This is a genomic window from Streptomyces rectiverticillatus (genome assembly GCF_013394065.1).
Classification (GTDB): domain Bacteria; phylum Actinomycetota; class Actinomycetes; order Streptomycetales; family Streptomycetaceae; genus Streptomyces; species Streptomyces rectiverticillatus.
Genome location: NZ_CP040752.1, coordinates 2,492,176 through 2,507,851 on the forward strand (window position 1 = coordinate 2,492,176; position 15,676 = coordinate 2,507,851).

10 protein-coding genes are annotated in these 15,676 nt (G+C 73.1%); 1 reads left to right on the plus strand and 9 read right to left on the minus strand.

Going from position 1 to position 15,676, the window contains the following annotated elements:
• Nucleotides 1-8: 8 nt before the first annotated feature.
• The 3 genes from FGW37_RS10740 to proB all read right to left on the minus strand — a co-directional run bounded on the left by FGW37_RS10740 (nt 9) and on the right by proB (nt 3,237).
• Nucleotides 9-1,328: a glutamate-5-semialdehyde dehydrogenase gene (locus tag FGW37_RS10740; protein WP_179080865.1), complete on the minus strand. Its 1,320-nt coding sequence runs from the start codon at nt 1,326-1,328 to the stop codon at nt 9-11.
• A 105-nt stretch (nt 1,329-1,433) separates the two neighbouring features.
• A complete protein-coding gene (locus FGW37_RS10745) occupies nt 1,434-1,865 on the minus strand; it encodes a hypothetical protein (RefSeq protein WP_179080866.1) in 432 nt (143 codons plus the stop codon).
• Nucleotides 1,866-2,136: 271 nt separating this feature from the next.
• Nucleotides 2,137-3,237 carry a glutamate 5-kinase gene (gene proB / locus FGW37_RS10750; RefSeq protein ID WP_179084625.1) on the minus strand — a complete coding sequence of 367 codons (1,101 nt, stop codon included), beginning with the start codon at nt 3,235-3,237 and terminating at the stop codon, nt 2,137-2,139.
• A 271-nt stretch (nt 3,238-3,508) separates the two neighbouring features.
• On the opposite strand from proB, the gene FGW37_RS10755 reads away from it, so the two are divergent.
• The gene (locus FGW37_RS10755) at nt 3,509-5,545 is read left to right on the plus strand and encodes a hypothetical protein (protein WP_179080867.1); all 2,037 of its coding nucleotides are present in this window, start codon (nt 3,509-3,511) and stop codon (nt 5,543-5,545) included.
• 265 nt (nt 5,546-5,810) lie between these two features.
• On the opposite strand, the gene obgE is transcribed toward FGW37_RS10755, so the two are convergent.
• From obgE to FGW37_RS10785, 6 genes are all read right to left on the minus strand, one after another.
• A complete protein-coding gene (gene obgE / locus FGW37_RS10760) occupies nt 5,811-7,247 on the minus strand; it encodes a GTPase ObgE (RefSeq protein WP_179080868.1) in 1,437 nt (478 codons plus the stop codon).
• 150 nt (nt 7,248-7,397) lie between these two features.
• Nucleotides 7,398-7,652: a 50S ribosomal protein L27 gene (gene rpmA / locus FGW37_RS10765; RefSeq protein ID WP_058044469.1), complete on the minus strand. Its 255-nt coding sequence runs from the start codon at nt 7,650-7,652 to the stop codon at nt 7,398-7,400.
• A gap of 14 nt (nt 7,653-7,666) precedes the next feature.
• Complete coding sequence (gene rplU / locus FGW37_RS10770; protein ID WP_058044468.1) at nt 7,667-7,987, minus strand: 50S ribosomal protein L21; 321 nt, start codon at nt 7,985-7,987, stop codon at nt 7,667-7,669.
• A gap of 271 nt (nt 7,988-8,258) precedes the next feature.
• Complete coding sequence (locus tag FGW37_RS10775) at nt 8,259-12,551, minus strand: Rne/Rng family ribonuclease (protein ID WP_179080869.1); 4,293 nt, start codon at nt 12,549-12,551, stop codon at nt 8,259-8,261.
• A 221-nt stretch (nt 12,552-12,772) separates the two neighbouring features.
• On the minus strand, nt 12,773-13,558 hold the full coding sequence (locus FGW37_RS10780; RefSeq protein WP_179080870.1) for a TIGR03936 family radical SAM-associated protein: 786 nt from the start codon (nt 13,556-13,558) through the stop codon (nt 12,773-12,775).
• Between the two features lie 140 nt (nt 13,559-13,698).
• The gene (locus tag FGW37_RS10785) at nt 13,699-15,624 is read right to left on the minus strand and encodes a TIGR03960 family B12-binding radical SAM protein (RefSeq protein ID WP_179084626.1); all 1,926 of its coding nucleotides are present in this window, start codon (nt 15,622-15,624) and stop codon (nt 13,699-13,701) included.
• Nucleotides 15,625-15,676: the final 52 nt, after the last annotated feature.

The window sequence follows — 15,676 nt, forward strand, 5'->3', positions numbered from 1 at the left end:
AGGGGAATTCAGCTCGCCGGAAGCCCGCCGCCGCGCACGTGGCCGTCGCCCGTGACGATGTACTTCGTCGAGGTCAGCTCGGGCAGACCCATCGGACCGCGCGCGTGGAGCTTCTGCGTGGAGATGCCGATCTCGGCGCCGAAGCCGAACTGGCTGCCGTCCGTGAACCGCGTCGAGGCGTTGACCGCGACGGTCGTGGAGTCCACGAGCTGGGTGAAGCGCCGGGCGGCGGCCTGCGAGGTGGTGACGATGGCCTCGGTGTGGCCGGAGGACCACAGCCGGATGTGGCGGACGGCGGCGTCCAGGTCGTCCACGACCGCCGCGGCGATGTCGTACGACAGGTACTCGGTCTCCCAGTCCTCGACGGTCGCCGGCACCACGGTGGCCGGGCTGCCCTCGGCCAGGGCGAGGACGCGCTCGCAGCCGTGCACGGTCACCCCGGCCTCCGCCAGGGCGGCGAGCGCCTTCGGCAGGAATTCCTGCGCGATGTCCTGGTGGACGAGGAGGGTCTCGGCCGCGTTGCACACACTCACGCGCTGCGCCTTGGAGTTGACGAGGATCTCCACGGCCATGTCCAGGTCGGCCCGGGCGTCCACGTACACGTGGCAGTTACCGGTGCCCGTCTCGATCACGGGGACCGTGGACTCCTCGACGACGGTACGGATCAAGGAGGCGCCGCCGCGCGGGATCAGCACGTCGACCATGCCGCGGGCGCGCATCAGCTCCCGCACGGAGTCGCGGCTCTCACCCGGCACCAGCTGCACGGCGTCGGCGGGCAGGCCCGCCCCGCCCACGGCGTCGCGGATGACGCGCACGAGCGCGGAGTTGGAGGAGTACGCGGAGGACGAGCCCCGCAACAGGACGGCGTTGCCCGACTTCAGGCACAGGGCGGCCGCGTCGACGGTCACGTTGGGCCGGGCCTCGTAGATGATCCCGACGACGCCGAGCGGCACCCGGACCTGCCGCAGGTCGATGCCGTTGGGGAGGGTGGAGCCGCGCACGACCTCGCCCACCGGGTCGGGCAGGGCGACGACGTCGCGGACGTCCTTGGCGATGGCCCGCACCCGCTCCGGGGTCAGGGTCAGCCGGTCGACGACGCTCTCGCTCGTACCGGCGGCACGGGCCTTGGCCACGTCCTCGGCGTTGGCCTCGACGATCTCCTTCGTCCGCACCTCGAGGGCGTCGGCGATCGCCAGCAGCGCCTCGTCCTTCACCGAGCGCGGCAGTGGCGCCAGCTCCGCGGCGGCGGCGCGGGCGCGGTAGGCGGCGCGCAGCACCGGGGACTGCGGCATCGGGTCGGCGAGGGGAGAGGGGAAAACGCTGCTCATGGCGCGAAGCCTAGCCGCGCGGGACGCCTCGGCGGCGGGCATTCCGGACTGTGGACGGCCGGTCCGGCTCGTGGACGCTCCCCCGCGCGGCCTGCCCGCCCCCGCTCAGAACGGGTGCACCCCCACCGGTGTGGCCGGCAGGGGGCCGTAGCCCTCCGCGATGCGCTGGTGGTAGGTCTCCCGGTCGATGACCTCCAGGCCCACGATCTCCCACGGAGGGAGCCGGGCCGTCGAGCGGTGCTCGCCCCACAGCCGGAGCGCGACCGCCGCGGCGTCGTGCAGGTCGCGCGCCTCCTCCCAGTAGCGGATCTCGGCGTGGTCGTGGGCGTAGCGGCTGGTCAGCAGGAAGGGGTGGTCGTGGGCGAGCTGCTCCAGCGCCCGCCGGACCTCGGCGAGCGGCGCCTCGGCACCCGAGACGCTCAGGGTGATGTGCCACAGCCGGGACACTTCCACCGCATCGCCCCCGCCCCCGCCCCCGATGCTGGTCAGCGTGCGCGGCTCCCCCACGGCCCCGCGGGCCTGGGCGGAGGTGCCCACAGCCGTGGCTGGGGGCGTGCCTCCAGCGCGGGGCAGCGCCCCTGGGCGCCCTCGTCTCACCGGCGGCCTCCTGTTGCTCGCTGCTCCGCGTGCGTGCGGCGGAGCGGTGGTACGCGAGAACCCGCCTGCCCGGAACGGCTCCCCGCATGTGCCTCGCATCAAAGTTGACCAGTCTGCGGGCGGCCGCGTGGCGTTTTCACGGAAAGGCCCCATGGAAAGGCTGGACTTACCACACTCTGTCGTCACCCTGTCGCGCCGTGTTCGACGCCCGTCAGCGGCGCAGCACGACGAGGTCGTCACGGTGCACGACCTCGCGCTCGTAACCGGGCCCGAGCTCCCGGGCCAGGTCGCGGGTGGAGCGGCCGAGCAGCTGGGGGATCTCCCCCGCGTCGAAGGCCACCAGCCCGCGCGCGACGGCCCGCCCCGCGCAATCGCGCAGCTCGACCGGATCGCCCGCGCTGAATTCGCCCTCGACCCCGGCGATGCCGGCGGGCAGCAGCGAGCCGGTGCCGTCCACCACGGCCCGTACGGCCCCGTCGTCGAGCGTCAGGGCGCCGCGCGGCGTGGAGGCGTGGGCGAGCCACAGCAGGCGGTCGGCGGAGCGGCGCCCGGTGCGGTGGAAGAACGTGCCGGTGGGGCGGCCCGCGAGGGCGTCCGCCGCCTGGCTGGCCGAGGTCAGCACGACCGGGATGCCGGCGGCGGCCGCGATCCGGGCGGCGTCGACCTTGGTGACCATGCCGCCGGTGCCGACGCCGGCCTTGCCCGCGCTGCCGATCGAGATGCCCTCCAGGTCCTTCGGCCCGGTGACCTCGGCGATCCGCGAGGTGCCCGGCGTGCTGGGGTCTCCGTCGTAGAGGCCGTCCACGTCGGAGAGGAGCACCAGGAGGTCGGCCCGGACGAGGTGGGCCACGAGGGCGGCCAGCCGGTCGTTGTCGCCGAAGCGGATCTCGTCCGTGGCCACCGTGTCGTTCTCGTTGACGACCGGCACGGCGCCCATGGTCAGCAGCTGGTCCAGCGTCCGGCGTGCGTTGCGGTAGTGCGCACGGCGGCTGGTGTCGTCCGTCGTGAGCAGCACCTGGCCCACGCGCCGGCCGTAACGGGCGAACGACGCGGTGTAACGGGCCACGAGGAGGCCCTGGCCGACGCTCGCGGCGGCCTGCTGGCGCGCCAGGTCGCGCGGGCGGCGGTCGAGGCCCAGCGGCGCCAGGCCGGCCGCGATCGCGCCGGAGGAGACCAGCACGACCTCCCTCTCGCCGGTGGTCTTGGCGAGCGTGTCCACCAGCGCGTCAACGCGGTCGGCGTCCAGTCCCCCGCCCGCGGTGGTGAGCGAGGAGGACCCCACCTTGACCACGATCCTGCGGGCGCCCGCCACCGCCGCCTCACGGGCCCCTTGCTGCTCCCCTGCCCCAGTCACTGCACACACCTCAGGTGATTCGCCGGTCGCCCGCCTCTTCCGGGCTGCCTCAGGCCCGCAAATCTACCGTCTGGGATTGTGGTCGTTCGGCCCTGTTTTGCGATGATTGCCGTCACGGAAGATTGCTCGTGGACCAGCCCGCGTCATACGGTCGGTAGTCGACCGTTGCCCAGGCACGGTTCCCCCACGCCCACAGTCCCCCCTAGTCCGCCTGCCAGGAGCCCTCCCAGTGCCTTCTGCCGGAACAGCCTCCCGACGCGCCGTCCAGGCCGCGGCGCTCCTCGCGATGCTGGTGTTCTTCGCCACGCAGCTCGTCGGCGCGCTGCTGCCCGACGTGCCGCTGCTGATCGCCGCGTCCGCGGCGGGGCTCGCCCTCGATCTCTACCTGCAGCACCGCGACCCCGGTCTCGTCGCCGTCCTCGGCAAGATCCGCTTCGACGTCATGGTCCGGCAGCTGCTGCGCGACATGCTGGTCCTCATCGGGCTGCTGCGGCTCCACGGCGACGGCTCGCTGCGCGACTACGCCCCCGTCTTCGTCGGGCTCGTCCTCTTCTACGCCGCGCACCTCGCCTGCCAGGCCACCGCGATCCTGGTGCGCCGCAGCCGCACGCTGCCCTTCGTGACCCGCAACATCGACACCTCCGGCCTGCGCCTGACCGCCGCCCCGCCGCGCCTGCTGGCCCGCCAGCACGGCCGCCGGCTGCTGCGCTTCGCGATCCCGGCCACCGCGGGCCTGCTGGTCACCGCGGGCACCGAGAAGCCCCTGTGGGGCGAGATCGGCGTCGGCGCGGCCCTCCTGCTCGCGGCCGGCGGCACCGTCCACCTCGCGGGCTGGCTGCGGCCGAAGAAGCGCATCGCGAACGAGCAGCGCGCCCTGGAGTGGCTCGACCGCTGGCTGGCCGACTACAAGCCCACCGCCGGCATGTACTTCTCGGGCGGCACCACCTCGGCCTACCAGGCCAACATGTGGCTCTCCACCCTCGCCGCGCTCGACGGCAACCCCGTGATCGTGCTCCGCGAGCGCTTCATGGTGCAGAAGATCGAGGCCACCGACGTGCCGATCATCTGCATCCCCAAGGTCGTCCACCTGATGGCCCTGGAGAAGTCCTCGCTGCAGATGATGATCCACCCGGCGAACTCCGGTAAGACCTCGCAGGTCCTGCGGATGCCGTCGATCAAGCACGCCTTCATCAACCACGGCGAGAGCGACAAGCTCTCCAGCTGCAACCCCTACTCCAAGGCGTACGACGAGATCTGGGTCGCCGGCCCCGCCGCCCGCGAGCGCTACCAGCTCGCCGACATCGGCGTCGACGACCGCGACGTGGTCGAGGTCGGCCGCCCGCAGCTGGCCCCGATCCGGCCGTACACGGGCGCGCCCGCACGCGAGCTGACGACCGTGCTCTACGCCCCCACCTGGGAGGGCTGGGACGGCAACCCCGGCAACACCTCGGTGATGCTCGCCGGCGAGAACATCGTCCGCGCGCTCCTCGCCGACCCCAAGGTGCGCCTGCTCTACAAGCCGCACCCGATGACCGGCTCCGTCGACCCGCGCGCGGGCCTTGCCAACGAGCGCATCCAGGCCATGATCCGCGAGGCCAACGCCGCCCGGAACGGCGCCCGTCCGGGCCCGGAGGCCGCCGCCGAGCTGGACCGCCGCACGGCCGAGCTGGACCGCCTCACCACCAGCGCCTTCCGTTCCAGCGCGGACGAGATCGAGCGGATGATGCTTCAGGGCACGCCCGAGCCGGGCCGCGCCGCGACCGTCGAGGCCGCCACCACCGCCTGGGAGACCGCCTACTGGGCCTCCCTGCCGCAGTGGGAGCACCAGATCATCACCACCGCCCGCCCGGCGCTCTTCAGCTGCTTCAACGAGGCGGACGTCCTGATCAGCGACGTGTCGAGCGTCGTCTCGGACTACCTGATCAGCGAGAAGCCGTACGCCGTCGCGAACACCAGCGGCATGACCGAGGAGGAGTTCCGCACGAACTTCCCGACCGTCAGCGCGGCGACCATCCTCACCCCGGAGGCCGGCGAGGTCGCGGGCCTGCTCGCGGCCGTCCGCGACCCCAGCCTGGACGGCCTCGCCGAGGCCCGCGCCGAGCTCAAGGTCCAGCTGCTCGGCCCGTCCGACCCGCCGTCGCTCGTCCGCTTCAACGCGGCCGCGCTGGCGCTCGCCGCCGAGGCCGACGCCCGGCGCGCGCGGATGGAGGCCCGCGCCTCCGAGATCCCGACCCAGCGCGAGGCGGACGCGGCTGCGGCCGTGTAACGCGTCGTCAGCATGACGAAGGCCCCGGGAGGTTTCCTCCCGGGGCCTTCGTCATGCCCTGACCACGGACGACGGGTGCGATGCCACGCCCTCAGGGGCGCGGGGCTGTGTCAATCTGCGGCTCCGCCGCGTGGGCGCGATCAGCCCAGGACGGCCGTCAGCCGCCCGACCGCCCCGGCATACGGGTGGTGGCGCGTAGCCGCCTGCAGGCCGGGCGTGGCTGGTCGCGCAGTTCCCCGCGCCCCTTACGGGGCGCGGGCACCCGCTAGAAGGGCTTGAACTCGTCGTACTCGCGGTCCGCCTCGTCCCGCTCCGCGTCCCGGTCACGGCGCCGCTGCGCCGCCGGCCGCGGGGCCTCCAGGCGGTGGTCCTCGCCACGGCGGCCCAGCATCTCCGCACCGGCGGCCATCGACGGCTCCCAGTCGAAGACGACCGCGTCGTCCTCGGAGCCGATGGCGACGCCGTCGCCCGCACGGGCACCGGCCTTCATCAGCTCATCCTCGACACCGAGGCGGTTGAGGCGGTCGGCCAGGTAGCCGACGGCCTCGTCGTTGTTGAAGTCGGTCTGGCGCACCCAGCGCTCCGGCTTCTCGCCGCGCACGCGGTAGAGGCCGTCCTCCTCCAGGGTGACGGTGAAGCCCGCGTCGTCGACGGCCTTCGGGCGGATGACGATGCGGGTCGCCTCCTGCTTCGGCTTGGCGGCGCGCGCCTCGGCGACGATGCCGGCCAGCGCGAAGGACAGCTCCTTCAGGCCCTGCCGGGAGACGGCGGAGACCTCGAAGATGCGGTAGCCGCGGGCCTCCAGGTCCGGGCGGATCATGTCCGCGAGGTCCTGACCGTCGGGGATGTCGACCTTGTTGAGGACGACGATGCGCGGCCGGTCCTCCAGGCCGCCGTACTCCCGCAGCTCCGCCTCGATGACGTCGAGGTCGGTCAGCGGGTCGCGCTCGGACTCCAGCGTCGCGGTGTCCAGCACGTGCACGAGCACCGAGCAGCGCTCGACGTGGCGCAGGAACTCCAGGCCGAGGCCCTTGCCCTGGCTGGCGCCGGGGATCAGACCGGGCACGTCGGCGATGGTGTAGACGGTCGCACCGGCCGTGACCACGCCCAGGTTCGGGACGAGCGTGGTGAAGGGGTAGTCGGCGATCTTCGGCTTGGCCGCGGAGAGCACCGAGATCAGCGAGGACTTGCCGGCGCTCGGGTAGCCGACGAGGGCCACGTCGGCGACGGTCTTGAGCTCCAGGACGACATCGCCGGTCTGGCCGGGCTCGCCCAGCAGCGCGAAGCCGGGCGCCTTGCGGCGGGCCGAGGCCAGCGCGGCGTTGCCGAGGCCGCCGCGGCCGCCCTGGGCGGCGATATAGGTGGTGCCCTCGCCGACGAGGTCGGCCAGGACGTTGCCCTTGGCGTCGAGGACGACGGTGCCGTCCGGGACGGGCAGGACCAGGTCGGAACCGTCCTTGCCGGAGCGGTTGCCGCCCTCGCCGGGCTTGCCGTTGGTGGCCTTGCGGTGGGGGCTGTGGTGGTATTCGAGCAGGGTCGTGACCGACTGGTCCACGACCAGGATCACGTCGCCGCCACGGCCGCCGTTGCCACCGTCCGGGCCGCCGAGCGGCTTGAACTTCTCACGGTGTACGGAGGCGCAGCCGTGGCCTCCGTTACCCGCGGCGACGTGCAGCTCGACGCGGTCCACGAAGGTGGTCATAGCGGTGTGCCTCCTGGGGGTCCCCCCGGCCGAAGGTTGGGGGAATACGGAATTGTCTCTGTTGTAACGCAGCGAGGGCGGACCCGCTTCCCGCACAGGGAAGGGAGGTCCGCCCTCGCTATCGCTCTACGGCGTCAGGATCCCGTTGGATCAGACAGCCGGAACGATGTTGACGACCTTGCGGCCACGGTGGGTGCCGAACTGCACCGCACCGGCCTCAAGCGCGAACAGCGTGTCGTCGCCACCGCGACCGACACCGGCGCCCGGGTGGAAGTGGGTGCCACGCTGGCGGACCAGGATCTCACCGGCGTTGACGACCTGACCGCCGAAGCGCTTCACGCCGAGCCGCTGAGCGTTGGAGTCGCGACCGTTCCGGGTGGACGATGCGCCCTTCTTGTGTGCCATGTCTCCTCAGTCCCTTACTTCGCAGCCGTGGGGATGCCGGTGATCTTCACCGCGGTGTACTGCTGGCGGTGACCGATGCGCTTGCGGTAACCGGTCTTGTTCTTGTACTTCAGGATGTCGATCTTGGCACCCTTGTGGTGGTCGACGATCTCGGCCGAGACCTTGATGCCGGCCAGGACCCACGGGTCGCTGGTGACGTTCTCACCGTCGACGACGAGCAGCGTCGAGAGCTCGACCGCGTCGCCCACGTTGCCGGTGGAAATCTTGTCAACCTCGACGATGTCGCCGACAGCAACCTTGTGCTGGCGACCGCCGCTACGCACGATTGCGTACACGCGGATCTCACTCTCTCGCTAGTAAAGGGACCTCTGATGCCAGCCGCTCGCACGGGCCGGAACCCGTGACTGTCCGAGTGGACGAGCGGCCTCTCCCGGCGGAGCCGGAAGGTGTTTGCTCAGTGGCGTGGTGCCGTAACAGACACCGACCGTCAAGATTACGTGCCCTTGACGAACGGGTCAAACCGGCCCTCTTGACGGGGACCGGGGAGCAACCACCATGTGGCTGCCCGGCGGTGCCGGGCCCGGAACGGGCCCGGCACTACGCCACTCAGTCCTCCGAGGAGGACACCGCTTCCGCGGCAGCCTTCTTCGTCGCCCGCTTGGCCGGGGCCTTCTTGGCCGCCGTCTTCGTGGCGGCCTTCTTGGCCGTGGCCTTCTTCGCGGTCGTCGTCGTCTTCTTGGCCGCCGTCTTCTTGGCGGCGGTCTTCTTCGCCGGCGCCTTCTTGGCGGTGGCCTTCTTCGCGGCCGTCTTGCGGGCGGGCTTCTCGGCGGGGGCCGCGGCCTCCGCCTCGGCGACGCCCTCGACGCCCTCGGCGACCGGCTCCGCGGCCGGGGTCTCCACCGGCGCGGGCTCCGGCTCCGCGGCCGCGGCCACGGACGGGACGACCACGACGGCGGCCTCGGTGTCCGACGGGGAGCCGGCGGGCGCGGAGGCCCGGCGGGTCACCCGGCGGCGCGGCCGGGCGGGAGCGGCCGGGGCCGCCTCCGCCACGGGCTCCGCCACCGGCTCGGCGACGGGCTCCACAGCCTCGGCCTTCGGCTCCGCGGCCGGCTCGGCGGCGGCCTGCGGGGCGGCGGCCTGCGGGGCGGCGGCCTGCGGGGCGGCGGCCTGCGGCGCAGGCGCCTCCACCACGACCTCGGGCTCCGCCTCGGCGGCCCGCGGCGCACCCGCCGGAGCGGACGCCTTGCGGGTCGCCCGGCGGCGCGTACGGCCACGCTTGGAAGAGGCGGCTGCAGCCTCCGCTTCCGCGGCGCTGCCGAACCACTCCTCGTCACCGCCGACCGACGGCTGCAGCTGCGCCTCGGTGACGGCCACCGGCTCCAGCTCGGGCGCCTCGGGGGCCGGCTCGACGGCGGCGGCCGCGGGGGCCTCCACGATCGAGGGGACCTCCTCGGTGGCCGGAGCCACCTCGTGCACGTGCTCGTGCTCGGGCGCGGCAGCCGCACCCTTGCCCTTCTTCTTGCCGCGCTTGCCGCCACCGCCGCCGCCGACGGACGCCGGCTGGTCCATGTGGACGATCACACCGCGGCCGTTGCAGTGCACGCAGCCCTCGGAGAAGGACTCCAGCAGGCCCTGGCCCACCCGCTTGCGGGTCATCTGGACCAGGCCCAGCGAGGTCACCTCGGCGACCTGGTGCTTCGTGCGGTCCCGGCCCAGGCACTCCAGCAGGCGCCGCAGCACCAGGTCCCGGTTGGACTCCAGCACCATGTCGATGAAGTCGATCACGATGATGCCGCCGAGGTCGCGCAGCCGCAGCTGGCGCACGATCTCCTCGGCCGCCTCCAGGTTGTTCCTGGTGACCGTCTCCTCCAGGTTGCCGCCCTGGCCGGTGAACTTGCCGGTGTTGACGTCGACGACGACCATCGCCTCGGTCCGGTCGATCACCAGCGAGCCGCCGCTCGGCAGCCAGACCTTGCGGTCCAGCGCCTTCATCAGCTGCTCGTCGATCCGGTACGTGGCGAAGACGTCGACGTCCGACGTCCACTTCTGCAGCCGGTCGGCCAGGTCGGGCGCGACGTGCGAGACGTAGCCGTGGATGGTCTCCCAGGCCTGGTCACCGCTGACGATGACCTTGGAGAAGTCCTCGTTGAAGATGTCGCGGACGACGCGGACGGTCATGTCCGGCTCGCCGTAGAGCAGGCTCGGCGAGCTCGTCGAGATCTGCTTCGACTTCTTCTGGATGTCCTCCCACTGCGCCTGCAGACGCTCGACGTCACGGCGCAGCTCGTCCTCGCTCGCACCCTCGGCGGCGGTGCGCACGATCACGCCCGCGTCCTCGGGGACGATCTTCTTGAGGATGGTCTTCAGACGCGCCCGCTCGGTGTCGGGCAGCTTGCGGCTGATGCCGGTCATCGAGCCCTCGGGCACGTACACGAGGTAGCGGCCCGGGAGGGAGACCTGGCTGGTCAGACGCGCGCCCTTGTGCCCGATCGGGTCCTTGGTGACCTGGACGAGCACGGACTGGCCGGACTTCAGCGCGGTCTCGATGCGGCGCGGGCCATTGCCCATGCCGAGCGCCTCGAAGTTGACCTCGCCGGCGTAGAGGACGGCGTTGCGGCCCTTGCCGATGTCGACGAAGGCGGCCTCCATCGACGGCAGCACGTTCTGGACCTTGCCCAGGTAGACGTTGCCGACGTAGCTGGTGGCCTGCTCCTTGTTGACGAAGTGCTCGACGAGGACGTTGTCCTCCAGCACGCCGATCTGGGTGCGCTCACCGCTCTGGCGGACGACCATCACCCGCTCGACGGCCTCGCGGCGGGCCAGGAACTCGGCCTCCGTGATGATCGGCACGCGGCGGCGGCCCTGCTCGCGGCCCTCGCGGCGGCGCTGCTTCTTCGCCTCCATACGGGTCGAGCCCTTGATGGACTGCACCTCGTCGAAGCCGGTGCCCGGCTCGCGCTCCTCGCGCTTGCGCGGCTCGCGGACCTTGACGACCGTGCGCTCGGGCTCGTCCGCACCCGGCTCGGTGTCGACGGCCTCACCGGTGCGGCGGCGCCGGCGACGGCGGCGACGGCTGCTGGAGCTGCCCGCGCCCTCGTCGGTCTCGGCCTCCTCGGCCTCCTCCTCGCGGGCCTCGGCCTCCTCGGCCTCGGCGGCCTGCTCGTCCTCGAACTCGCCCTCGGCGTCCGCGGCCTCGCCCCGGCGGCGACGGCGGCCGCCCCGGCGACGGCGGCGCGAGGGGCGCTCGCCCTGCTCCTCGTCCTCGGCGGTGACCTCGGCCTCCTCGGCCTCCGGCTCCTCCTCGACCGCGGCGGGGGCCTCGGCCTCCACCTGCTCGGCCTCGGCGGGCTCGCCACGGCGGCGGCGACGGCGGCGGCCGGCGGGCTGCGCCTCGACGACGCGCTCCTCCACGACCTCGGCCTCGGGCTGCTCCTCCTCGGCGGCCGCGGCGGCGGCAGCAGCGGCGGTCTCCGGGGTCTGGAACATCGGTTCGGTGAAGACGGGCGCCTGGAAGACGGCCGTCGGGGGGCGCACGGCGCGGCGGCGGCCACGCGCAGGGGCGGCGGGCTCCGCGGCCGGGGCGGCCTCGGCCTCGCGGGCGCGGCTCGCCTCCTTGGCGGCCTCGAGCGCGGCGGCGGCCTGCTCGGCGTCACCGGCGGCGACACGGCGGCGCGTCCGCGTACGGGCCGGAGCCGGCTCGGCGGCGGCCTCGGCGGGCTGCTCGGCCTCGGCGGCGGTGGCGGGGGCGGTGGCACGGCGGCGCGTACGGCGGCCACGGGGCTCGGCGGCGGGGGCCTGCTCCTCGGGCGCGGCGGCGGCCTCGGCCTCGGCGGGCTCGGTCACCTGCTCGGCGGCCTGCGGGGCACCTGCCGGAGCGGTCGCCTTGCGCACGGCACGGCGGCGCGTACGGGCCGGGGCGGCCGGGGCCTCCTGCGGCTCTTCGGCCACGGGCTCGGCGACCGGCGCGGACGGCTCCACGACGGCCTCGGCGGCCTCCGGCGCACCCGCCGGAGCGGAGGCACGGCGCACGGCGCGACGGCGCGTACGAGCGGGGGCAGCAGCCTCGGCGGCCTCGGGGGCGGCGGCCGGAGCCTCCACGGGCTCGGTGACGGCCTCGGCGACGACCGGCTCGGCGGCCTCGGCAGCCTGCGGCGCACCCGCCGGAGCGGAAGCGCGGCGCACGGCGCGACGGCGCGTACGGGCGGGGGCAGCGGCCTCGGCGGCCTCAGGGGCGGCCTCGGCGACCGGAGCGGCGGCCGGAGCCTCCACGGGCTCGGCAGCCTCGGCGGCCTTCGGAGCACCGGCGGGCGCAGTGGCCTTGCGCGTGGCCCGGCGGCGCGGACGGGCAGGGGCGGCCGACGCGGCCTGCAGTTCCTCGGCCACCTCCTCGGCCTCTTCCTCGACGGCGGCGGCGACGGCCGGCTCGACCGGCTCGACGACGGCCTCGGCACCCTTGGGCGAACCCGCCGGGGCGGTGGCCTTACGGGTGGCGCGGCGGCGCGTACGGGGAGCGGGCTCGGCCGCGGGCTCCTCGGCGGGCTCTGCGGTCAGCTCGACCGGCTGCGGGGATTCGGCCACCTCGGGGGCGGTCGCCACGGCGGGCTCGGCGGCCTTCGGCGCACCGGAGGGCGCAGCGGCCTTGCGGGTGGCGCGGCGGCGCGGGCGGGCGGGCGTCGAAGGGGCGGCCGGGGCCTCGGCCTCCGGCGCTGCAGGGGCCTGCTCCGCGGGTGCGGCGGCGGCTTCGGGGGCCTCGGCGGAGGCGGCGGCCGAGGCCGGCGGGCCCGCGGGGCGGGAGGCCGCACGGCGGCGGCCACGTGCCGGCAGCGTGTCGCTGGGGCTGTTGTTGTCGGCTTCGGTCCCGGCGGAGCCGGGCTCGGTGGGCTCAATGGATTCGAGCATGCGGGCGGTTCTCCCGTCACGCTCCCGGGCGCCGCGCCGGTTCCGGCCCGCCGGCCCGCGTGATGTGCGCGGTACCGCCGTCCGGGGCGCGGTCGCCGCACGGGAGCTGTCGTCTCGCTCGCCGGGTCCGATGCTCATCGGCACCGGCGAAAGTCTCCTGGTCAGTGCGCCTGCCGCACCGGGTGGCTCCCTGGTGTCCGGCGGCGCTTCGACGGCCGTCCTTACGCGGAACCTTCCGGCACCTGCGCATCGCCTGCGGGGCTCGGCCCGGCGGCCGTGGTGGGGAAGGCCGGGGCGGCTTCGCGGTCAAGCGCGAGCGGGTCGGTCACCGTGCCGGACTCCTCATCGAGCAGCCCCTGCGCCAGCCTGGTCACCGCAGCGGGGACCGGCGGCGCCAGGTCGGCCGTAGCGCGGAGACCGGACAGGACGTCGTCGGGTCGAACGGCGGGTGTGGCATGCCGAACAACCAGCCGCAGTATCGCACAGGGACCGTCGCCGGGCCTATCGGCCGCGGCGTCCCGCGCTTCGAGGCGGACCACGGCACCACGGGCGTCGAAGGTCCGCAACCCGTTTTTGGTGCGGCGCTGGACGTCCACCTGCTCGGCCGCCATGAACGCCGCCACGGCGCCCTCGGCGTCCGCCGCCCCGACGCCGTCCAGCCGCAGCTCCCAGACGGAGGCCTCCAGCCGGTCGGCGAAGGAGGACGTGCGGGCCTCCACGGCGTCCGTGATGTCCAGCCCGTCCGGCAGCGACTCGTCGAGCAGCTTGCGCAGCTGCTCCACCTCGCGGACCTCGGCGAGCTGGATCTCCAGGTACTCGGCCTCACTGCCCGTGCCGGTGGGTGCGGCATTGGCGTACGACACCTTGGGGTGCGGGGTGAAGCCCGCCGAGTACGCCATGGGCACCTCGGCGCGCCGCAGGGCGCGCTCGAAGGCGCGCTGGAAGTCACGGTGACTGGTGAACCGGAGGCGGCCGCGCTTGGTGTAACGCAAGCGAATGCGCTGCACCGCGGGAGCGGGCGGGGGGCCTTCGGGCTGTCGCTTGCCCAGTGGTCTGATTCCTTCGTGAGAGCGGTCGTACTGCTACCTAGAGTACGTGCAGCGGGGGCCCTGCCAACCCGGCAGGGCCCCCGCTCGAACAAACGTCCTTACTTGACGACGGAGAGCGGAAGCAGCTTCTTGCCCGTCGGGCCGATCTGGATGGACGTGTCCATCTGCGGGCACACGCCGCAGTCGAAGCACGGCGTCCAGCGGCAGTCCTCGACCTCGGTCTCGTCGAGCGCGTCCTGCCAGTCCTCCCAGAGCCAGTCCTTGTCGAGACCGGAGTCCAGGTGGTCCCAGGGCAGGACCTCCTCGTAGGTGCGCTCGCGCGTCGTGTACCAAGCGACGTCGACGCCCTGGTCGGGCAGCGTCTGCTCGGCGCACTTCATCCAGCGGTCGTAGGAGAAGTGCTCGCGCCAGCCGTCGAAGCGGCCGCCGTCCTCGTAGACCGCGCGGATGACGGCACCGATGCGGCGGTCACCGCGGGAGAGCAGGCCCTCGATGATGCCGGGCTTGCCGTCGTGGTAGCGGAAACCGATCGAACGGCCGTACTTCTTGTCGCCGCGGATCTTGTCGCGCAGCTTCTCCAGGCGGGCGTCCGTCTCCTCCGCGGAGAGCTGCGGGGCCCACTGGAACGGAGTGTGCGGCTTGGGCACGAAGCCGCCGATGGAGACGGTGCAGCGGATGTCGTTGGAGCCGGAGACCTCGCGGCCCTTGGCGATCACGTTGACCGCCATGTCGCCGATCTGGAGCACGTCCTCGTCGGTCTCGGTCGGCAGGCCGCACATGAAGTACAGCTTCACCTGGCGCCAGCCGTTGCCGTACGCCGTGGCGACGGTACGGATCAGGTCCTCTTCCGAGACCATCTTGTTGATGACCTTGCGCATGCGCTCGGAGCCGCCCTCGGGGGCGAACGTCAGACCGGAGCGGCGGCCGTTGCGGGTCAGCTCGTTGGCGAGGTCGACGTTGAAGGCGTCCACGCGGGTGGAGGGGAGGGACAGACCGATCTTGTCCTCCTCGTACCGGTCCGCCAGGCCCTTCGCGATGTCACCGATCTCGGTGTGGTCCGCGGAGGACAGCGACAGGAGGCCGACCTCCTCGAAGCCGGTCGCCTTCAGGCCCTTGTCCACCATCTCGCCGATGCCGGTGATGCTCCGCTCCCGCACGGGGCGCGTGATCATGCCGGCCTGGCAGAAGCGGCAGCCGCGGGTGCAGCCGCGGAAGATCTCGACGGACATGCGCTCGTGGACCGTCTCCGCAAGCGGCACGAGCGGCTGCTTCGGGTACGGCCACTCGTCCAGGTCCATGACGGTGTGCTTGGACACGCGCCACGGCACGCCGGACTTGTTGGGCACGACGCGGCCGATACGGCCGTCCGGCAGGTACTCGACGTCGTAGAACGCCGGGACGTACACCCCGCCCGTCTTCGCGAGGCGGAACAGCACCTCCTCGCGGCCGCCGGGGCGGCCCTCGGCCTTCCAGGCCCGGATGATCTCGGTCATCTCCAGGACGGCCTGCTCGCCGTCGCCGATGACCGCGCAGTCGATGAAGTCCGCGATCGGCTCGGGGTTGAAGGCGGCGTGACCGCCCGCCAGCACGATCGGGTCGTCGATCGTGCGGTCCTTGGACTCCAGCGGGATGCCGGCCAGGTCGAGCGCGGTGAGCATGTTGGTGTAGCCGAGCTCGGTGGAGAAGCTCAGACCGAAGACGTCGAACGCCTTGACCGGCCGGTGGCTGTCCACGGTGAACTGCGGAACCTTGTGCTCACGCATGAGCTCCTCGAGGTCCGGCCACACGCTGTACGTGCGCTCGGCGAGGACGCCCTCGCGCTCGTTGAGGACCTCGTACAGGATCATGACGCCCTGGTTGGGCAGGCCGACCTCGTAGGCGTCCGGGTACATGAGGGCCCAGCGGACGTCGCACTCATCCCAGGGCTTGACGGTGGAGTTCAGCTCGCCACCGACGTACTGAATGGGCTTCTGCACGTGCGGGAGGAGCGCTTCGAGGCGCGGGAAGACCGACTCGACAGGCATTCGGAGGATGTCTCTCATGAGCGGACAGGGTGACCCTCAAGAGTAACGTGCC